The sequence below is a fragment of the Actinoplanes sp. NPDC048796 genome, from assembly GCF_040650035.1.
GTDB lineage: Bacteria > Actinomycetota > Actinomycetes > Mycobacteriales > Micromonosporaceae > Actinoplanes.
In genome coordinates this window covers 1,689,633-1,709,560 of sequence record NZ_JBEZGO010000001.1, presented here as the reverse complement: position 1 = coordinate 1,709,560, position 19,928 = coordinate 1,689,633, and the positions used below count along the sequence as shown (strand labels likewise).

Here is a 19,928-nt window from a genome sequence, read left to right as displayed (position 1 = left end):
GCGGAGGCGCGCCGGCGATGTGTGGCGGTGGACTGCCTCAGGTGGAGGTGGGTGTCCTCAAGGTTGCGCCTCCCTTCGAGGGGCGCACGGGTTTTCGCTCCGATGGGCGCTGGGTGGGGACGGGGCGGCGCCGGGGGCGGGTGCAGCCGCAGCGGGGATGGGGTGGCCAGGTGCGGCGGCGGAAGTGGCCCGGGCCGGTGATCTCGATGGTGGCGCCCAGGGTTTCCGGGGTGTCGCCGTCCAGGTAGGCCAGGGCCTCGGCGGTGGCGTAGGCGGTGGCCGCCAGCAAGGTTGTCACCGCGCACGGTTCCGGGACTGGTGGGCGGGGTGCGCCGGGCCAGGTCGCGTCGCGGTCTCGTCGGTGCAGGTCGAGGCAGGCCAGGCACGGGCCGCCGGTGCGGGGGACCAGGGGGCCGATCACGGCGGCGCCCTCGCGGATGGTCACCGCCAGGTGGGGTTGGCCGCGGGCGGCGTGTGCGGCGGCGACCAGGATCGTGGGCTCGTCGTGGTCGAGCTGGACGACCAGGGACGGCCGGGCTGTGCGGAGGCGGCGGGTGTCGACGCCCGGCATGATCTCGGACAGGGCTTCGGTGGTGGCCTCGCTGCGCGGGGCGCCGACCGCGCCGCTGCGGAACGGGCCGGCGGCCAGCTCGTCCTGGTGGACGGCGCCGGAGATGTTCGGCTGCACGTGGCCGACGCCGGCCTCGGCCAGCGCGACCGCGATGGGCGCGCCGAGACGGCCACGCCCTGTGATCAACACCGAGGCGACCTGCCGTCGCCGAAGTGTGGTGGCGGGTGGGGCCCGGCGCTCCGGCGCGGGCGCGGGGGTGGCCGCCGCCTCGCCGGCGGGTGCCCGGCGGGTTCGGCGGTCGCGGAAGGCCAGGGCGGTGGCCTCGCCGAGCAGGCGCTGGTGGACGCCGCCGGTCGAGGTGCGCGGGACCAGGGCGGTGGCCGGCAGGGTCAGGCCGGCGGCACGCAGGATCTCGAGGACGGCCTGGGCCTGGTCGAGGGGTATGCCCAGCTCGGCGGCCCTCAGCAGGACCTGGCGTTCGGGGCGGGTGCCGTCGAGCAGGTCGAGAATCTCGGCGGCTCGGGGGTCGGGCAGGCGCAGCAGCACGGCCCGGGCCGGGTCGGCGCCCAGTTGGAGTTCGGTGTCGTCCCGCCAGACTCGGGGGAGTCCCGGGAGGAGGAGAGGGCGGTTCACGGGTGACAGCATGTCACCACGGCGATGCGGAGCGAGTTGGTTGTCCACAGGGCCGCACCGCCTGGGAAGCGGGTTATCCACAGCTCTGCGGGAGTTATCCACAGGCTAGAGAGTTGTCCACAACCTCACTCAACGTGCCCGATTCGGTGTGGATATGGCGGTGCCAGGTAAAGCACCGGGGAGGGCGACGTGCCCTCCCCGGGTGGGTGAACGGCCTTGCCGGGAACTCGGATGTGGCCTAGAGGCCCCGGCGCGACCGCGCCACTAGGCCTTGGCCTTGCCCAGGATGCGGTTGACCGTGGTGCCGCACACCGGGCACTTGCCCTTGGCCATGTTCATGCCCGTCTTCGAGACCTCGACGGTCCCCTGGAAGTCGCGCTTCTCCTTGCACTTCACGCAGTAGCCGTTGTACGTGTTGTCGGCCACGGTTCCTCCTCGTCAATGTTTGTCGGCCGGGGTCGGCCCGATGCCTGCTCGCGGTGGCAGGCCGCGACCTGTTTCGGCGCTGGACCGTTCCGCGACCACGTGGATGTGGCCACCCGTCAGGGCCGTCCACTACCCAGGTCAAGCCGGTTCCATGTCAGCGCGGCGTCGGTGGTGTCGGCGCCGACGTGAGTGTGCCGGGCGGAATCGCCCTTTTTGGCCAGTTGTGCCGCAACACGCCGTGGATTGCCTTCAAAAGGTCATAAAGGGGACGGGGGACGCGTGCGCTAAGTTGGCAAGCTGTCATCGATGTTGCGGCTGTGGAAATTTTTTCCGGTAATACAGGGAGCAACTACGCATATCCGGCGGGTGTCATCGGCCGTACTCTTGCGGTGACATGGGTCTCACGGATTAGCGTCTCAACGTGAACCCGAATCTGGGCCTCGCGAGCCGGTGATGGCCCGGACGCGCAAGCCTGTCGTCGAAGTGCGGCGCAGCCAGCGCCGGCGTCGCACAGTGTCCGCGTACCGGGACGGTGAGCGCGTGGTCGTGCTCATTCCGGACAGGTTCTCCCGCGCCGAGGAAACCGAGTGGGTCGAGCGCATGCTGGCCCGCCTCGAGGCCCGTGAGGAGCGCATCCGCCGTACCGACGAGGAGCTTCTGTCCCGGGCCCGGCGGCTCACCGGCCGATACCTCGCCGATCACGCCGAACGGGTCCGGCCCGCGAGCGTGCGCTGGGTGACCAACCAGAACGGCCGCTGGGGCTCCTGCACCCCCGACGACAGCACCATCCGCATCTCCCACCGCATCCAGGAGATGCCCGACTGGGTGATCGACTACGTGCTGCTGCACGAGCTCTCCCACCTGGTCGTCCCCAGCCACAGCCCCCGCTTCTGGGAGCTGGTCAACCGCTACCCCAAGGCCGAACGCGCCCGCGGCTACCTCGAGGGCATCTCGGCCGCCACGGGGCTGGTGCTCGCCGACGACTAGGGTTGAGCCGTGGTGAAACGGCTCGTCGCTGCGTTGCTGGTGCCCGTCGAGTGGAGTCCGCCCGGCGTCGAACGCGCCGTGTGGCGGGCCGCGCTGGCCGAGGACGTGGTCGACCTGCTCGCCCGCCTGGCCCAGGCCGACGCGGCCATCGCGGCGACCCCGGCCGACCGTGAGCTGGCCGAGGAGATCGCCTGGCCCGGCATGCGGATCTACGAGGTGCCCACCCCGACCTACCTGCCGGTCCTGGCCGCGGCCGAGGCCGACGGCTTCGACCAGGCCGCCGTGATCGCGGCCGACGCCCCCGACCTGCCCGGCATGATCCTCGGCAAGCTTCTGCGGCCCTTGGAGACCAAGGCGGTCGCGGTGGCCGCCGGCGGCCCCGGCAACGGCCTGCTCGGTCTGGCCACGAGCCTTCCCGTCCCATCCTGGCTGGCCGATTTCGACCTGGACACGGCGACGGCACAACTTCTCCGGCGTACGGCTCCCGAGCCCGGCGCCGTCTCCTCGACTCCCGAGTGGCGCCGCCTGAAGGGCCCGGCCGAGCTGGCCTCGCTCGACCCCGCTCTGGAGGGCTGGGAGAACACCCGGGCCATCCTCGGGGGCTGAAAGCTCGAGTTGCAGCTCAGCCCGCAGCACGCGGCAAAGGCTGGGGACGGCAGCGAGGCCGCGCTGTCGAAGCGGAGCCGTGGCCGATCCGTACATTCAAAAGAGCCGGACCGGCCACGGCCAGTTACTTCTCCTCGTCGCCTTTGTCGAGGTTGTCGAGCTCGCTGATGTCCCAGTCGGAGCTGCCCTGCGCGAAGGACTGCGGGTTCGCGAAGTCCTCGTCGGTGGGCAGCAGGTCGGGGTGGCCCCACAGGGCGTCGCGGCCCTGGATGCCGCGCTGCTCGGCCACCGCGGCCCAGAGCGCGCCCGCCTCGCGCAGACGGCGTGGACGCAGCTCGAGGCCGACCAGGGCGGCGAAGGTCTGCTCGGCCGGGCCGCCCGCGGCCCGGCGGCGACGGAACGCCTCGCCGAGCTGGACCACCGACGGGAGCCGGTCGCCGGCGGCGGAGTCGACCACGTGGCCGACCCAGCCCTCGATCAGGGCCAGCGCCGTCTCGAGGCGGGCCAGGCTGGCCTTCTGCTGCGGCGTGTCCTCGGGTGTGAAAATGCCCTCGAGCGCCATGGCCTGCATCGACTCGGGATCGGTGGGGTCGACCCGGCTCATCGCCTCTTCGATGGCCTCACGGTTGACCGTGATGCCGTTGGCGTACGTCTCGACGGCGTTCAGCACGTGCGCCCGCAGCCACGGGACGTGACCGAAGAGCCGCTGGTGGGCCGCCTCGCGCAGCGCGACGTAGAGCCGGACCTGGTCCTCGGGGATCTCGAGGCCCTCGCCGTACGCCTTGATGTTGGCCGGGACGAGCGCGGCCGTGCCGGTGGGGCCGAGCGGGAGGCCGATGTCGCCGGCCGAGAGAACCTCGGCCGCGAGCTGGCCCAGCGCCTGGCCGAGCTGGCCGCCGAACAGGGCGCCGCCGAGCGTGGCCACCATCGACTGCATGGGGCCGAGCTGCGCTTTCGCCTCGTCGGGGACGAGGTCGCCCATGGCGCCCACCATGCGGCCCGCGATCGGGTCGCACAGCTTCTTCCAGACGTCGAGGGTGTTGTAGATCCATTCGTTGCGGTTCCAGGCGGCGGCCGAACGGATGCCGCTGGGCAGCGCCGAGGCCGGGTCGAGCCACAGGTCGGCGAGGCGCAGGGCTTCCTCGACCTGGTTGCGCTCGTACATGTTCACCGCGGGGTCACCGGACGCGGACAGCTGGCTGGCCGCGACCTGCCGGGCCAGGTCCCAGTTGACCGGGCCGCTGCCGGGACCGGCGAACATCTGCTGCAGCTGCGCCATGAACTGCTGCATCTGCTGCGGGTCGGAGGGGTCGGGCGGCTGGGCGCCCGGCAGGGAGAAGCCGAACGGGATATCAGGCACGTAGTCAACCGTACGCGGGAAACGCCCGCTCCGGACCGATGGCGGCGTCCGCTCAGAGAGAACTCTGGTCAGCTCAGAGAGCACTCAGGGAGGGGGGATAGTCTCACGCGCATGAGACGTCGTGGTGTCACGGTAATCCTCGGCGCCCTGATCACCGCCCTGCTGGCAGTCGGTGTCATGGCCGCACCCCTGCCCTTTGTCGTGCTGAAGCCCGGGCCGACCGTCAACACGCTCGGTTCGGACAACGGCGCCGAGGTGATCCAGGTGACGGACGCCGCCAAGACCTCGACGTCGGCCGGGCAGCTCCGGCTGACCACGGTGAACGTGCAGTCGCAGGTCGAGTTGGTGTGGGCGATCAGCAGCTGGTTCAGCCATTCGGACGCGGTGGTGCCGCGAGAGCTGATCTACCCGCCGAACCAGTCGGAGAAACAGGTCGAGCAGCAGAACGCCGAGGAGTGGACGGAGTCGCAGGCCAGCGCCGTCACCGTCGCGCTGACGAAGCTGGGCTACCCGGTTCTGCCCTACGTCAAGAAGGTCACCGCCGACGGCGCCGCGACCGGCGTGCTGAAGGCCGACGACGTGATCACCGCCGTGGACGGCACGAAGATCACCGAGCCCGACAAGCTGACCGAGCTGGTCCGGGCCAAGCCGGCCGGCACGACCTTCACCATCTCCTACACGCGCGCCGGCAAGGCCGCCACCGGCCGGATCACCACCAAGACGAGCGGTGACGACAAGACGCCGCGGCTCGGTATCGAGATCGGCACCAAGCAGGACGCCCCGTTCAAGGTCAAGATCGACCTGAACAAGATCGGCGGCCCGAGCGCGGGGCTGATGTTCACCCTCGGCATCCTCGACAAGCTCCAGCCCGAGGACCTGACCGGGGGGAAGATCATCGCGGGGACCGGCACGATCGACGACAGCGGTAACGTCGGCCCGATCGGCGGCATCCCGCAGAAGCTCGTCGGCGCCAAGAAGGCCGGCGCTCAGATCTTCCTGGTCCCCAAAGACAACTGCGCCGAGGCGCTGAAGAACGCGGTCGACGGCCTGCCGATGGCCGAGGTCGCCACCGTGGACGACGCGCTGACCGCCCTCAAGACCTTCACCGGCGGCGGCACCCCCAAGCCGTGCTCGGCCGCGTGACAGATGTCGTACTGTGAGACACCGGCCCGACTGAATTGTGGAGCCTCCGTTGGTTATGCGAAATAGCCCTCTTCCGAGGATGAGCCGGCGCGGTCGCGTCACCGTCGGCGTCCTGGTCGGGGTCTTCCTTCTTTTCACGCTGCTCGGGTGGGGCATCGACGCGTACACCGATTATCTGTGGTTCAACGAAGTTGATTTCGTCAATGTCTTCTCCGGTGTACTGCTCACCCGTCTCCTGCTGTTCCTGGCCATCGGCATCGCGGTGGCCCTGATCATCGCGGCCAACCTCTACCTGGCCTACCGGCTGCGCCCGCTGCTGCGGCCGCACTCGGCCGAGCAGGCGACCCTCGAGCGCTACCGAATGATCATCGCGCCCCGCCTGGGCACGTGGATCACCGTCATCACTGTGATCATCGGCTTCTTCGCCGGGCTCTCCGCGCAGGGCCGGTGGAAAGACTGGATGCTGTTCCGCAACGGCGGGAACTTCGGCGTCAAGGACCCGCAGTTCAACGTGGACATCGGGTTCTACGTCTTCGACTACCCGCTGTGGCGCTACATCCTCGGCGTCGCCTTCACGGCCGTCGTGCTCTCCGTTCTGGGCGCGCTCGCGGTCCACTACATCTTCGGTGGGGTACGCCTGCAGGGCGTCGGCGACCGCATGACGACCGCGGCCCGGGCCCACCTGACCACCCTGGTCGCGATCTTCGTCCTGCTCAAGGCTGTGGCCTACGTGCTCGACCGCCGCGCCCTGCTGCTCGAGCAGCACGTGTCGCCCGGTCTCTACGGCGCCGGCTACACCGACGTCAACGCGCTGCTGCCGGCCAAGGAGATCCTCGCCTACATCTCCATCGTGGTGGCGATCGCGATCATCGTGTTCTCCAACGCGGGCATGCGGAACCTGGTATGGCCCGGCGTCTCGCTGGCCCTGCTGGCCATCTCGGCGGTGGCGATCGGCGGCATCTACCCGCTCGCCGTGCAGAACTTCTCGGTCAAGCCCAGCCTGGCCGAGAAGGAAGCGCCGTACATCAAACGCTCGATCGAGGCGACCAGAGCGGCATTCGGCATCAGTGACACCGAGACGGCGCCCTACCGCGCCAACAATGTGGTCCCGCAAGCCGGGCTGACCAGCGACACGAGCGCCCAGAACGCCCGGCTGGTCGATCCGCAGCTGGTCTCGCAGGCCTTCACCCAGTCGCAGCAGTCCCGCGGCTTCTACGACTTCGGCAAGAAGCTCGACGTCGACCGGTACACGATCGACGACAAGACCGCCGACTACGTGGTGGGCGCGCGCGAGATCAACGACGACAAGCTGACCGCGCAGCAGCGCAACTGGCTCAACCGGCACACCGTCTACACCCACGGCTACGGCCTGGTGGCGGCCCCGGCCAACCAGGTCGTCTGCGGTGGCCTCCCGTACTTCGTCTCCGGCTTCCTCGGCGACGACCGCCCGCCGGGCTGCTCCTCGGCCAGCGACGAGATCAAGGTCGACCAGCCGCGGATCTACTTCGGCGAGCAGTCCACCGAGTACGCGATCGTCGGCCAGGAGGACGCGAACAAGAAGGTCGAGTTCGACCGTCCGCAGGAGGAGAACAACAACGCCGAGGAGCTTTACACGTACGACGGCAAGGGGGGCGTCCCGATCGGCTCGTTCTTCCGCCGGCTCGTCTTCGCGGTCAAGAACACCGAAAGCAACTTCCTGCTGTCGGACGCGGTCAACTCCGAGTCCCGGCTGATGTACATCCGCGACCCGCGCTCGCGCGTGGAAAAGGTCGCGCCCTTCCTCACCATCGACGGCGACCCGTACCCGGCCGTGGTCGACGGCCGGATCACCTGGATCCTCGACGGCTACACCACGGCCGCGACCTACCCGTACAGCCAGAAGATCAACCTGGCCAACGAGACGCGCGACGAGCTCACCGGTCAGGGGCAGTTCGCCCTGGCCCGCGACGACGTCAACTACATGCGCAACTCGGTCAAGGCGACCGTCGACGCGTACGACGGCACGGTCAAGCTGTACGAGTTCGACGAGAACGACCCGGTGCTCAAGGCGTGGAACAAGGCGTTCGGCGGTGACCTGATCATCCCGAAGGCGGACACGCCGGCGTCGCTCGAAGCGCACTTCCGCTACCCGCAGGACCTGTTCAAGGTGCAGCGCAACCTGCTCACCAAGTTCCACGTGACCGACCCGCAGGCGTACTTCTCCGGCCAGGACTTCTGGCAGGTGCCGAACGCGCCGGACTCGCCCTCGAGCAACATCAAGCAGCCGCCGTTCTACCTGAACGTGCAGCTGCCCGAACAGGACCAGACCAGATTCCAGCTCACGGCCGGCGTCACACCGGCCAACCGGGAAAACCTGGCGGCCCTGATCTCCGGCTCGTACGTGGACAACAAACCGGTGCTCCAGGTCCTCGAACTACCCGACCAGACGGTCATCCCCGGCCCGGTCCAGGTCCATCAGAAGATGACCAACAACGCGGCCGTACGCCAACAGCTGAACCTGCTGTCGAACAACGCCCAATCACAGGTGCTGTACGGCAACCTGATCTCCCTGCCGGTCGAAGGCGGCGTCCTGTACGTCGAACCGGTCTACGTCAAGACCGGCAACCAGGACAACGCCGCACCCCTGCTGCAGAAGGTCCTGATGTCGTACGGCGACGGCGGCACGTATGTGGTCCTCGCCGACAACCTGAAACAGGGCCTCGAACAGCTGGTGGCCCAGGGCAAGAACGCCAGTTCCGGCACCGGCAACAACACCGGCGGCAACAACACCGGCAACGGCAACACGACAAACCCGCCACCGGCCTCCCTGACCGGCGAACTGGCCCAGGCGGCAGCCGCCCTCGACACGGCCATCGCCAACGTCAAAACCGCCCAGCAGTCCGGCGACTTCGCCAAATACGGCGAGGCGCTGCAGGCCCTCGACACCGCGATGACCAACTTCCAGAACGCCCAGAAGGCGGCCACCGCCCCATCCACCTCACCGTCGTCGGGCCCCTCCTCGGCCCCGTCGGCACCGGCGCCATCAGGATCCGCGGCGCCCAACCCCACACCAAGCGGCTGACAGAAAGGCGGTGGCCCACCGTGAGGAGGGCCACCGCCACCCGTTTTGCAGCAAGACAGACAGTTGCGCTAGTGTTAACGAGCCGACGCGGGGTGGAGCAGCTCGGTAGCTCGCTGGGCTCATAACCCAGAGGTCGCAGGTTCAAATCCTGTCCCCGCTACAAATTGGGAAATCCCTGTCCGCGGAGTGCGCGGACGGGGATTTTTCGCATTTGCCCCTGGGGGCCGAGCCCCCAGACCCCCACGGTGCGGTCTGTTGCGCTTGGTGGGTGGTTGCGCTCGCAGGCTGCGCCTGCATCGGAGTGACGGCTCGTCCTTCGGACTTCGCGCCCTGCGCTCTCGGGCCTGGCGCCTGCGCCTCGCGCGCCTGCGCCTCGCGCGCCTGCGCCTCGCGCGCCTGCGCCTCCCGCCTTGCGCGGTGGCGCCTTGCGCCCTGGGCCTGGCGCCCTGGGCCTGGCGCCTCGCTCCGCGCCCTTGGACCTGGCGCCCTCGCGCCTCGCGCGCTCGGACCTTGCGCCTTTGCGCCCGCGCCCACGCCTTGCGCGCTCGCATCTGGCGCCTTGCGCCTGGCGCCCCGTGCCCTCGGATCTCGTGCCCCGCGCCTTGCACCTTGCGCTCTAGAACCTCGCGCCCCGCCCCTGCGCTCTGCGCCCCGGGCCTCGTGCCCCGCCCTCGGCCCCAGGCACCGCGCCTTGCCCCCGCGACCCTGCGGTCCACGGCCCGCGCCCTGCGGTCTACGGCCCGCGCCCTGCGGTCTACGGCCGGGCCCTGCGGTCCGCGGGCCGGGCACTGCGGGCCTGGACCTCGCCCCCGTGCCCCAGGGCTCGCGCCACAGGCCCTGGTCTCGCGTCCGCGCTCCGGCCCCGGGCCTCGCCTCCGCGTCCCAGGACTCGCGCCGTGGGTACGGGTCTCGCGCCGTCGCACCGGGACCCGGGTGGCGCGTCCTCGCGCCAGGTCTCGTGCCCTCGTTGCAGGGCTTGGGCCTTGTGGTCGGCTGCTGGGGTGGGAGCGTCGTTGCGGATAAGTGGCGTCTGCGGATTGGGTGCGTTCGTGGTCGGGGTCTTTGGTGGACGGTGGCTGTGTCGTGCGTGACGTGGTGCTCGGGGTAGTGGGCCTTCTGGTGTTGGCTCGGTCGGTATGTCGTCTGGGGGGGGGAGTTGTGGGGTGCTGACTCGGCGCTTGGGGGTGCGACGGAGTTGTCAGTGGAGGGTGGTGAGGGTGGTTCGGTAGGTGTCTAAGACGCCGGGGGCGAGTAAGGAGCGTGGCCACAGGGTGGCGGTGGTTAGGCCGGTGAACTTTGAGGTTTCCATGATGGGGCGGGCCATGGAGTGGGCGGCGCTGAAGTGCTTGGTGGTCAGGGACTGGCCGAGTATGCGCTGGTAGGTGGTGGCGGTTTCGGTGGTGTCCACGTTGAGGTCGTGGGTGGCGAGCATCAGCAATGTGGGCAGGTGTTTGGTGGCGGCGGCGGTCAGGTCGGCTGTGGCGTCGGAGCGGTAGTTGAGCTTGACGAAAGTCCAGCGGGCGGCGTCCATGGGGTCGGGGGTGTGGGCGCGGTAGGTGGCGTAGTCGGCGTTGCTGGTCAGTAGTTCGCGGGTTTGGTTGCTGGCGGCTACGGCGCGGTTCTGGTCCTCGGGGGTGGCGCCGGACTCGCGTAGTTCGGCCAGGAGGTTGAAGCGGCCCTGGCGGAGCCAGTTGATGGCGGGGCTGACGGCGACGATGCCGGTCAGGTCGTTGCGGGCGGCGGCGACCTTGGGGAGGACCCAGCCGGCCTGGCTGGCGCCCCACAGCACGAGGGCGCGGGTGGGGATGTCGGGGCGGGCACGAGCCCAGTCGATGGCCGCCTCCACCTCGTGGGCGCGATCGTCCATGGTCTGGGAGAGCCAGTTGCCGGGCTTGGTCCAGGAGAGGGTGGCGAAGCCGGCGTCGGCGGCGGCCTCGAACCAAGGGCGGTAGAGGCCGTCGTGGGTGGCCTCGACCGGGCCGTCGCCGTGGACCATGACGACCAGGCCGGTGGGGTCGCTGTCGCGAGGGCGGGCGAGTACGGCGTCCAGGCTGCGGCCGGGCAGGTCGATGGTCAGCCGCTCCTCGGTGATCCGGTAGTCGTTGCCGAGCAGAACCACCACGGTGATGCCGCCGACCAGCGTCAGGACGATCGCTAACAAGGTAAGTATCTTTTTCTTCACGCTCGTATCGTATGCGATAGGTTTTCACGTGTGATTGAGATGGGGTTCCACGCGTCGGAGCGTCAGCACGTGGGCGCGTTGTATTGGGCGGCCTTCGGGCGCAAGCTCCAAGTGGGCTTCCCCGACGCCGCGAGGGGCGAGGCGTTCGTGACGGACAACCTTCGGGCGGACCGCATGTTCGTGGCCCGGGTCGACGGTGAAGTGGCCGGCGTCTGCGGGTTCCACGCGGGTGGAGCGGGAGCGGCGGCGCTGACCTGGCGCGGCTTGCGCGACAAGTTCGGGTGGACGGGCGCGATCCGGGCCACCGTCGCCCTCGCCCCGCTCAGCCGTGCCGAGCGGGACGGGGTGCTCGTGCTCGACGGCATCTGCGTGGACGCCCGGCGTCGTGGGCGAGGCCTCGGCACCGCGCTGCTGGCGGCCGCGCACGAGCATGCCGCCGGGTGCGGAGACCGGGAGGTGCAGTTGTCGGTCGTCGACACCAATCCGCGGGCCGAAGCCCTGTACCGGCGGCTCGGATACCGCGTCGTCGACGAGGGCTCGATGGGTTCACTCGGTAGCCTCTACGGGTTCCGGCGGTACAAGACGATGCGGAAGCGGGTCGCGAGATGACGGGCGCCGCGCCCACGCCGCGTACGGTGATCGAGGCCTTTCTCCCCCGGGAAGGCGAGGTCGGGCTGGACCTCGTCTACGACACGGCCAACGCCGCCGGCCTCGACGATCAGCCCCTGCGCCTGGCGATCCGGCGGATGGCCGCGGCCGGCGAGGTGATCCAGTCGGGCCGAGGGCGCGGCGGCAGCCTCGCGCTCACCCCGGCCGGGCGGGAACGGCTGGACCGGGACAGGCTGGCCCTGCGGCTCGCCTTCGCGCAGGACGCCGGTCAGGCGCCCTGGGACGGCCGGTGGCGGCTGCTGGCCTTCGGCATTCAAGAAGACGAGCGGGCCGTAAGGGATCAGTTGCGCCGCTCGCTCGTCGAGGCCGGCGCCGCCGCGCTCGCGCCGGGCCTGTACGTCAGCCCGCACGACCTGAGCCCGATGCTCGACAGCCCGGCCCGCCTCGTCCGGGCGACCGCGACCGACCTCGACGTCCGCGGGGTCACCGACCCCGTCGAGCTCACCGAGCTGCTGTGGCCGGCGGGGCCGGTCGTCGAGGCGTACACCGCAATTGAGCATGTGATTTTGAAGCCGGGCCCGGACCCGGTCGTCGAACGGCTCCGGCTCGCCGAGGCGTTGGAACGGGCCATGCGCGACGACCCGCTCATCCCGCTTGAACTACGCCCGTCACCGTGGCCGCCGAGCGACGTCCGGCGCGCCTGGCTCGCCGCCTGGAACGAGCAGAACGACGGGCGCCTCTACCGCGGATGGCTGTGATTCGCCGATCGTGGACCCCGGATTGGGCACCAAGGAGGGCGGCAAGGTAGTGTTAAGAAGCCGACGCGGGGTGGAGCAGCTCGGTAGCTCGCTGGGCTCATAACCCAGAGGTCGCAGGTTCAAATCCTGTCCCCGCTACAAATTGGGAGATCCCTGTCCGCGGAGTGCGCGGACGGGGATTTTTCGCATTTGCCCCTGGGGGCCGAGCCCCCAGACCCCCACGGTGCGGTCTGTTGCGCTTGGTGGGTGGTTGTGGTCGCTTGCTTTGGTACGGGGGTTGGGCCGCTGACACCCGTCGCTTGCTTTGGTGCGGGGTTGGGCCGCTGACACCCGTCGCTTGCTTTGGTGCGGGGTTGGGCGGCTGACACCCGTCGCTTGCTTTGGTACGGGGTTGGGCGGCCGACACCTGTTACTTGATCCCGCTGCTAGAGCGGTCGGCCGGTCGGCGGCGGAAACGTCGAGGCTTGATCGGCGGTCGCTCACCTGCGTTCGAACCTGGCTTCCGCTGGCGCGGGCTCGGCGACTGGGCGTCAATTACCGAGCCACCCTCGGCCTGGGCGCGACTGCCTGCCTGCGTGCGTGCCGGGCGCGACGGATGTGATCCGCGGGTAGGAACTGGCTGCTTATGGAAGGGGATCAGGCGGCTAGCTGCTTGTAGAGGAGGGTCAGGTCTCCCGAGAGGGCGGATTTGACGGTGCGGCTTACGTCGTCGGCCAGGACCTCGTGGGCGTTGGACTCGATGCCGTTCAGGGCGGCCACGGCTACGTCGTGGGGGGAAGTCTTGGGGGCGTCGATCTTGGTGGTCATGTCGGTGTCGACGTAGCCGACGTGGAGGCCGGTCACGGCGATGTGGCGGGGGCGCAGCAGCAGGCGCAAGGAATTGGACTGGGACCAGAGGGCGGCCTTCGAGGCGCTGTACGGGCCGCCGTCGGCGAACCAGGACAGGGCCGAGTGCACGTTGAGGATGTGGCCGCCGCCGTTGCGCTCGATGATCGGGGCGAAGGCGCGGGTCAGCAGCAGCGGGCCGTAAAAGTTGGCCTCCATGTCGCGGCGGACCTCGTCGAGCGGGGAGTCCAGGAACGAGGCGCCGGAGGCGATGCCGGCGTTGTTGATCAGGATGGTGATGTCGCCGGCCTGGGCGGCCGCGGCGGCCACGGAAGCCTCGTCGGTCACTTCCAGGGCCAGCGGTACGGCGTCGGGGTTGGTCACCGTGCGCGGGTCGCGGGCCGTGGCGTACACCTTGGCCGCGCCCCGGGCGTACAACTCCTCGACCAAAGCCTTGCCGATGCCCCGGCTGCCGCCGGTGACGAGTGCTACAGAGTCCTTGATGGTGGTCATGGCGTGGCCTCTCGGAGAAAACTGATCGGTTTCCACCAAGGTAAACCGATCGGTTTCGGTACGGCAAGGCTGTGCCGTGTGACAAAGGAAACCGATCGGTTTTGGTGCGAGCTATGCTGGCGGCATGACCGGGGAAGCCACGCGGGACCGCCTGCTCGACGCTGCGGCGGACCTCTTCTATCGCGAGGGCGTCGGCGTGGGCGTGGAGGCTCTGAGCCGTGCCGCCGGTGTCTCCAAGCGCTCGATGTACCAGCTCTTCGGCAGCAAGGACGAGATCCTGGCGGCCGGGCTCGACCGCGTCGGGCCGGCCTTCACCGCGTACCTCCTGCCCGCCGCCGGCGACGAGTCCAGCCATCGCGAGCGGATCCTGCACGTGTTCCGCCGCTTCGAGGAAACCTCGGCCGCGCCCGGATTCCAGGGCTGCCCCATGGTCGCGGTCTCGGTCGAGGTCAAGGCGCCGGAGCATCCCGCGCGGCTGGTGGCCCGGCGCTACAAGGACCAGCTGACCGCGTTCTTCCGGGCCGAGGCTGAGCAGGGCGGCGCCGCCGACCCGGAAAGGCTGGCGCGGCAGCTCACGATGACCTTCGACGGCGCCAGCGCCTGGGCCGTGATGCACGGCGAGGCGCCGGACGCGGTCGAGATGGCCACCGTGCTCCTCGACGCCGCGGGTGTCGAGGGGTGACTCAGCAGGTGGTTTCGCCGGTGCCGACGCGCGACCACTTGCAGGTGTCGACGGTCACATTCGCGGCGGTACGAAGTTGAGCCGTGTCCCCGCCGTTGTTCCAGACGTAGCCCGTTTTGCCGGTACGGCCCCAGTATCGGCGGACCGCCGTGTTCGTACCCTTGCCGGTCTGCACCAGGACCGACGCGCCGGCGTTCAGATAGACCGTGCCGGTGAACCTGTAGACGATGTTCTGGGCGTCGCGGAGGGTCCAGCCGTTGAGGTTGACACGGGTTCCGGTCTTGTTGGTGAGCTTGACCCACTCGGCGTTCAGGCTGGCGTTGGTGCCCGTGTCGGCGCCCGTCGAGTCGTACCTGATCTTGGTGAATTGGACCGAGCCGGCCCCCGTCGCCTTGACGGTGACCTTCAGCTCCTTGGAGTAGTTGCCCTGCACGCCCTGCGAGGTGTCGCCGCCGGCGTACGCCCGGAAAGTCTGGACGCTGCCGGGCGTCAGGCCACTGATCCGCGCGTCGAGGAAGGCGCCGTCGGCGTCGCTCGAACCCTTGCCGGAGAACACCGTCTTCCAGGTGCCGTCGGCCTGCTTGAGCTGGAACTGGTACGGCAACCCGCCCTCGCCCGGCACGTTCCACGCGGTCAGATCGGCCCGGCCGGCGACGGTCGACCCGCCGCTCAGGCCGACCTGCAGCCGGGAGTAGACGGTCACGCGGTTGGAGACGGCGGTGCCCTGGTGAACCTCGAAGAGGAAGCCCGAGTCGACGTACCGGCTGAACGAATAATGACCCGAGGCGTCGGCGGTGGCGACGACGGTGCCGCCGTTGGTCCAGTCCTGGGCCGGCTGCATGTCGTTCCAGCCGATAGCGGTCTCGTAGAGCCGCACCTGAGCCCCGGCGTCGGCGGTGCCGGACAGTGTCACGGGGTTGTAGCCGACGATGACCGGGGCGCTGGCCCGCAGCGTGGGAACACCGGCGGCCTGAGCCGGCACGGCGACGGCAACCGCCGCGCCGAGCCCGGAAACGACAGCCATAGACACGAGCCTGGAGATCATTCACAGCAGCGTAGTTAGATGTTTCCGCTGCTCAGATGGCCCGCACGGACATTTCGGGCCACCATCAGGACACCGGCGAGGACGCTTTCCGTCGGTGGGTTCCCGCCGTTGTGGGCCTATTTCGGTGCTCGATATCCACAAGCTCGGGGCCGTCCAGCGGAACCCGGTACCGATAGGTGATCCCCTCGTCTCGTACCACGAAATCGTCCGAATCCTCCCGCCGCCACGTCAGGATCATCTGCCCGTACTTCTCCGCCAGTTTGACCAGCGCCGGGAAGTTGTCGACGTTGACGACGGGTTTGCCCGGCGGGCTGGCCATCGGCTCGACCTGCACGAGAAGCTGCGGATAGCGCCGCTCAATCTGAGCCCGGGTCCGAAGCGGCATCCGCCGAAGCGCGAGCAGAAGCACAACGGCGACGATCACGGCCGCGGCGATAAGGACGAGAATGGCGTACGAACGCGCCTTGGCGGCCGTGAGGCCGAGAAGGCCGATTTCCCGGGGTACGACGGTGGTGCTCGCGCTTCCGGAGTTGCTGCTGGTGAGTTTGGCGCTTCCATTGAGCACCATCTGCATCGGCGTGATCTCCAGTACCAGGGGCGCGCTCATGGTGCCGAGGCCGTCGGACACCACTCGTGCCGTCAGGGCGACGGCGACCGCGCCGCTGCCCGCCGCTCCGATCGCGGCCGAGGCCGCGTCGGCCCGGGCGACCAGGGCCTTGAGGTCGAACTTGGCCGTCGCCTTGTACGTCGTGCCGGTGAAGGCCACCTCGTCGACCAGGTTGATCGTGGTGTGCCAGCCGGTGCCGTTGGTGAGATTGGCGCTGAGGTCGAAGGTGCCGGCCGGCCCCTTGTACTCCACGACGAGGTCGACGTTGTCGGTCAGCTTGCGGAAGATGGGCTCGGGCGAGGTGACGGTCGTGCCGTCGTAGGCCGCCGATTTCGGCACCTTGGCCGAGTACGAGTACGTGATCGACTGGCCGGGCGGAGCGGCGGTGGTCCGCGTCTCGACGACCGGCTTCATCCAGCCGAGAATTCCGATCACCAGCGCGAACACGGTCAAGGCGGCCGCGAAGTAGGCGGCCGAACGAAGGGCCGGTGGGAGGCGCTGCACCGTTTTGAGGACCGCCGCAGCGGTCTCCAGCGAACCTCCCTGCCGCGACATGGCCTTCACCTTCTTCTTCCGGCGGCCTCGCGGGATCTCCCGCCGGTTTCGCGCCGCGGTGGCGGCTCCGCCGCTGATGACCAGAAAGCTGAGCATCCCGAGCCCGGTGGGACTGAGAAAAGGCTTCAGCCAGGTGCCGACCTTCGGGATGTGCAGGACGGCGCGGCCGATCATCTCGTCGGTCGTCGGGTTCTTCGGGTCGATCGACTGGTTGTTGTCCCCCTTCAGCACGAATCCCGCGGAGCCGTTCCCGCCGATGATGCGATGCAGGACCCGCTGCCCGGGAATATCACCATGATAGGCAGCGATCTGCCCCACTTGGTACGAATCGGCCTTCGCGGTGATGACCAGGTCGCCCTGGTAGTAGACCGGGTTCATGCTGATTCCCGAGGTCACCACGTAGGCGATCCGCTCGGTCAGCAGCGCCCAAGCACCGATGGCCGCCATCCCGAGGATGGCGGCCACGATGGAGATGCGCACAGACTTCTGGATCGGTTCCTCCGGATTTGCGGGCTATGAACTAGCCTCGCACTCCGAGCCGCCGCCAGAAGCGGATTAGCTGGCGCTGAGGGTCATGTCGAGGGTGCCGAGCGTCTTGTACCAGCCCTGAACCGTGTTCGGTCCAGAGGCGAGGGCCGGCACGCAGGTGACCGTGGCCGGCGAGTTGTTGAGCTGAACCTTGGGCGCTGAGGCGTGGTAGATCGGCCCGCCGGTGATGTCGCCGGTGCACTTCCACTCGTCGGCGGCGGTGCCGTCGCCAACGGTGCTCAGGCCACCGCCACCCGGGGTGATCGTGAGGTATCGGGTGTTCGCGCTGCTGATGGTGACGGCGATCGAATTGATCTGCGTGCCGGTGGTGTCCTTGCCATACACGACGTTGTCGATGACTCCGCCGCCGTTGATCGTCTGCTGAACCGTACCGCCGACGAACTGGGAGGCGGTGGCGCCCGAGGTGCCACTGAGCGACACGCCCGTACCGGTCAGAGCGGTCGCGCCGGTCGCGATGACACCGGCCGCGGCGACGCCGCCCACGATCTGAAGCATGCTGCGCATTCTGTATCTCCCCTGGTTTTGGTTATCCGTTAGCCCGGCTTTGATCCGGGGTTTTCGTTGTCAGCTGCGGACACAAGTTGTTTCGACCACGGGGTGGGGACTCATGAAGGTGAGGGGGTTGCATCTCGGGTGCCGTGACTCCGGGAAGCGGGCGGCCGGGACTGTCTGAGACAGTTGAGGCCGTATGACTGATCGAGAACTTCACGCCGACTGCGCCCGCTGCGCGGGGCTGTGCTGCGTCGCACCCGCGTTCGTCAAATCGTCGGACTTCGCCGTCACCAAAGCGGCCGGCCAGGCCTGTCTCAACCTGGCCGACGACTTCCGGTGCCGGATTCATGAGCGGCTGGAGCCCAGTGGCTTCCACGGGTGTGTGGTCTTCGACTGCTTCGGGGCCGGGCAGCGGATCACCCAGGAGACCTTCGGCGGGCGTACGTGGCGGGACGCCCCGGAGTTGTCCGGGCCCATGTTCGCCGCCCTGCCCGTGGTGCGGCAGCTGCACGAGATCATGTGGTACCTGGCCGAGGCGCTGAAGCTGGGCGAGGCCCACCGCGTACATCCCAAGCTCGAAAGCGCTCTCGCCGAGACCGATCGCCTGGCCGGCGGCACGCCGGACGAGCTGGCCGGGCTCGACCTGGACGCGCATCGGCGCAAGGTCAACCCGCTACTGCGCAAGGCGAGTGAGCTGGCTCGCGGGCGCAACCGGCCCGACCACAGCGGCGCCGACCTGATCGGCCGCCGGATGCGCAAGGCCGACCTGCGCGGGGCGAGCTTCCGGGGTGCGCTGCTGATCGGCGCCGATCTGCGGGAAGCCGATCTGCGGCGGGCCGATTTCACCGGGGCCGATCTCCGGGGTACGGATCTCCGCGGCGCCGATCTGACCGGCGTGCTCTTCCTCACCGCCTCCCAACGTCGCGCCGCGGTCACCTCACCGCCTTAGGATGAGCGCATGCAGGATGTGTCGGGTGTGGTGTGGGTGGCGACCGTGCTCGGCATCGTCGGGTTGCTGCTCTTCGATTTCTTCTTCCACGTACGCAAGGCGCATGTGCCGACGCTCGGCGAGGCCGCCCGGTGGACGTCGATCTACGTGTCGATCGCGATCCTGTTCGGGCTCGGCGTGTGGATCTTCGGCGGCAGCCAGATGGGCGCGGAGTACTTCGCCGGCTACGTGACCGAGGAAGCGCTGTCCGTCGACAACCTCTTCGTCTTCCTCCTGTTGCTCGGCAGCTTCAAGGTGCCCCGCGCCGACCAGCAGAAAGTGCTGCTCGTCGGCATCGTCGTGTCACTGATCGCGCGGACCGGCTTCATCTTCCTGGGCTCGGCGCTGATCAACTCGTTCGCCTGGGTGTTCTACCTGTTCGGGCTGATCCTGCTGATCACCTCGGGCAACCTGCTCCGCGAACAGCACGGCGACCAGGAGGAGAAGCCCGACAACTTCGTGATCCGGATCGCCCGGCGGGTGCTGCGCACGTCCGACGAGTACGACGGGGACAAGCTGTTCACCTACCAGGACGGCAAGCGGGTGCTGACCCCGATGGTGCTGGTCATGGTGGCGATCGGCGGAACCGACATCCTGTTCGCGCTCGACTCGATCCCGGCCATCTTCGGCCTCACCCAGAACGTGTACCTGGTCTTCACGGCGACGGCGTTCTCTCTGCTCGGCCTGCGCCAGCTGTACTTCCTCATCGACGGGCTGCTGGACCGGCTGGTCTACCTGTCGTACGGGCTGGCGGCGATCCTGGCCCTGATCGGCGTGAAGCTGATCCTGCACGCCATGCACGAGAACAACGTGCCGTTCATCAACGACGGCGAGTCGATCCACGTGATCGAGATTTCCACCGCGCTCTCCCTGGCCCTGATCGTCTCGATCCTGCTGATCACCGTGGTGGCGTCACTGCTGAGCCCGAAGGGCCGGACCCAGACGTACGTGGCCGCGGCGCGCCGGCACGCCACCGAGTTCCTCGACATCGAGACGGACCCCGCCTACTGCGACGAGATCTTCCACAAGCTCCTGGTGGAGGAGGCCCGCCTCAAGAGCCTGCCGGAGAAATACCGAGCCCAGATCCGCTCCGAGGACGAGCTCATGGCCCTGCTGCACCGAGCACACGAGCTCCACGACCAGCGGGTAGCAGCCGGCACATGCTTCGTCCCCGAGTCAGCCGCAGCCCGCCGGGCCTGACCCACCACCTCCCCGCGCCTTGACGTCCAAGGCACCGCGGCCTTCACAGCGCCCAGGCGCCGGCGGCGCTTTGCCGTTGGCGTGCGCCGCCGCCTTCCGGCGCGTTGGCCCGCGCCGCTGCTTCGCTGCACCTATT

Annotated in this window: 17 protein-coding genes and 2 tRNA genes; 11 read left to right on the top strand and 8 right to left on the bottom strand. The window is 68.9% G+C overall.

Translation table 11 applies throughout. The features are described 5' to 3' along the window. Positions 1-37 precede the first annotated feature (37 nt). Both AB0C26_RS07680 and AB0C26_RS07675 read right to left on the bottom strand, forming a co-directional pair. Positions 38-1,216: a ThiF family adenylyltransferase gene (locus tag AB0C26_RS07680; RefSeq protein WP_360243070.1), complete on the bottom strand. Its 1,179-nt coding sequence runs from the start codon at positions 1,214-1,216 to the stop codon at positions 38-40. A gap of 252 nt (positions 1,217-1,468) precedes the next feature. Then, positions 1,469-1,630: a DUF5679 domain-containing protein gene (locus AB0C26_RS07675; protein WP_015625326.1), complete on the bottom strand. Its 162-nt coding sequence runs from the start codon at positions 1,628-1,630 to the stop codon at positions 1,469-1,471. A gap of 453 nt (positions 1,631-2,083) precedes the next feature. Between AB0C26_RS07675 and AB0C26_RS07670 the strand changes: the two genes are divergently transcribed. Together AB0C26_RS07670 and AB0C26_RS07665 are read left to right on the top strand one after the other, a co-directional pair. Beyond that, complete coding sequence (locus AB0C26_RS07670; RefSeq protein WP_360243067.1) at positions 2,084-2,617, top strand: M48 family metallopeptidase; 534 nt, start codon at positions 2,084-2,086, stop codon at positions 2,615-2,617. A 9-nt stretch (positions 2,618-2,626) separates the two neighbouring features. Next, a complete protein-coding gene (locus AB0C26_RS07665; protein ID WP_360243064.1) occupies positions 2,627-3,223 on the top strand; it encodes a hypothetical protein in 597 nt (198 codons plus the stop codon). Between the two features lie 124 nt (positions 3,224-3,347). Here the strand turns inward: AB0C26_RS07665 and AB0C26_RS07660 are convergent, their stop codons facing one another. Next, positions 3,348-4,514, bottom strand: a complete 1,167-nt coding sequence (locus AB0C26_RS07660) for a zinc-dependent metalloprotease (RefSeq protein WP_360243640.1) — start codon at positions 4,512-4,514, stop codon at positions 3,348-3,350. 180 nt (positions 4,515-4,694) lie between these two features. Here AB0C26_RS07660 and AB0C26_RS07655 point away from each other — a divergent pair, with 180 nt between their 5' ends. The 3 genes from AB0C26_RS07655 to AB0C26_RS07645 all read left to right on the top strand — a co-directional run bounded on the left by AB0C26_RS07655 (position 4,695) and on the right by AB0C26_RS07645 (position 8,947). Next, positions 4,695-5,726 (top strand): PDZ domain-containing protein, encoded by a 1,032-nt coding sequence (locus AB0C26_RS07655; protein ID WP_360243061.1) that lies wholly within the window; start codon positions 4,695-4,697, stop codon positions 5,724-5,726. 79 nt (positions 5,727-5,805) lie between these two features. Next, positions 5,806-8,787 (top strand): UPF0182 family protein, encoded by a 2,982-nt coding sequence (locus AB0C26_RS07650; RefSeq protein ID WP_360243058.1) that lies wholly within the window; start codon positions 5,806-5,808, stop codon positions 8,785-8,787. 86 nt (positions 8,788-8,873) lie between these two features. Next, positions 8,874-8,947: transfer RNA gene (locus AB0C26_RS07645), tRNA-Met, on the top strand. A 1,038-nt stretch (positions 8,948-9,985) separates the two neighbouring features. Here AB0C26_RS07645 and AB0C26_RS07640 read toward each other — a convergent pair. Beyond that, entirely contained in the window at positions 9,986-10,969 is a 984-nt protein-coding gene (locus AB0C26_RS07640) for an alpha/beta hydrolase (protein ID WP_360243055.1), read from the bottom strand. A gap of 39 nt (positions 10,970-11,008) precedes the next feature. Between AB0C26_RS07640 and AB0C26_RS07635 the strand changes: the two genes are divergently transcribed. The 3 genes from AB0C26_RS07635 (at position 11,009) to AB0C26_RS07625 (ending at position 12,474) form a co-directional block, all read left to right on the top strand. Next, positions 11,009-11,578, top strand: coding sequence for a GNAT family N-acetyltransferase (locus AB0C26_RS07635; RefSeq protein ID WP_360243637.1), 570 nt, complete (start codon positions 11,009-11,011; stop codon positions 11,576-11,578). Next, on the top strand, positions 11,575-12,336 hold the full coding sequence (locus AB0C26_RS07630) for a PaaX family transcriptional regulator (protein WP_360243052.1): 762 nt from the start codon (positions 11,575-11,577) through the stop codon (positions 12,334-12,336). Before AB0C26_RS07635 ends, AB0C26_RS07630 begins: the two co-directional genes overlap by 4 nt. Positions 12,337-12,400: 64 nt before the next feature. Beyond that, positions 12,401-12,474 (top strand) — tRNA-Met (locus AB0C26_RS07625). A 498-nt stretch (positions 12,475-12,972) separates the two neighbouring features. Here AB0C26_RS07625 and AB0C26_RS07620 read toward each other — a convergent pair. Then, positions 12,973-13,674, bottom strand: a complete 702-nt coding sequence (locus tag AB0C26_RS07620; protein WP_360243049.1) for an SDR family oxidoreductase — start codon at positions 13,672-13,674, stop codon at positions 12,973-12,975. 124 nt (positions 13,675-13,798) lie between these two features. Between AB0C26_RS07620 and AB0C26_RS07615 the strand changes: the two genes are divergently transcribed. Continuing rightward, on the top strand, positions 13,799-14,356 hold the full coding sequence (locus AB0C26_RS07615) for a TetR/AcrR family transcriptional regulator (RefSeq protein WP_360243046.1): 558 nt from the start codon (positions 13,799-13,801) through the stop codon (positions 14,354-14,356). 1 nt (position 14,357) lies between these two features. Here the strand turns inward: AB0C26_RS07615 and AB0C26_RS07610 are convergent, their stop codons facing one another. The 3 genes from AB0C26_RS07610 to AB0C26_RS07600 all read right to left on the bottom strand — a co-directional run bounded on the left by AB0C26_RS07610 (position 14,358) and on the right by AB0C26_RS07600 (position 17,607). After that, on the bottom strand, positions 14,358-15,380 hold the full coding sequence (locus tag AB0C26_RS07610; RefSeq protein WP_360243043.1) for a lamin tail domain-containing protein: 1,023 nt from the start codon (positions 15,378-15,380) through the stop codon (positions 14,358-14,360). Positions 15,381-15,465: 85 nt separating this feature from the next. Next, positions 15,466-17,043 (bottom strand): DUF5305 family protein, encoded by a 1,578-nt coding sequence (locus AB0C26_RS07605; RefSeq protein ID WP_360243040.1) that lies wholly within the window; start codon positions 17,041-17,043, stop codon positions 15,466-15,468. Positions 17,044-17,118: 75 nt separating this feature from the next. Further along, the gene (locus tag AB0C26_RS07600) at positions 17,119-17,607 is read right to left on the bottom strand and encodes a hypothetical protein (RefSeq protein ID WP_360243037.1); all 489 of its coding nucleotides are present in this window, start codon (positions 17,605-17,607) and stop codon (positions 17,119-17,121) included. 193 nt (positions 17,608-17,800) lie between these two features. On the opposite strand from AB0C26_RS07600, the gene AB0C26_RS07595 reads away from it, so the two are divergent. Then, positions 17,801-18,553 (top strand): pentapeptide repeat-containing protein, encoded by a 753-nt coding sequence (locus tag AB0C26_RS07595; RefSeq protein ID WP_360243034.1) that lies wholly within the window; start codon positions 17,801-17,803, stop codon positions 18,551-18,553. A 9-nt stretch (positions 18,554-18,562) separates the two neighbouring features. Then, entirely contained in the window at positions 18,563-19,792 is a 1,230-nt protein-coding gene (locus AB0C26_RS07590) for a TerC family protein (protein ID WP_360243031.1), read from the top strand. Positions 19,793-19,928: the final 136 nt, after the last annotated feature.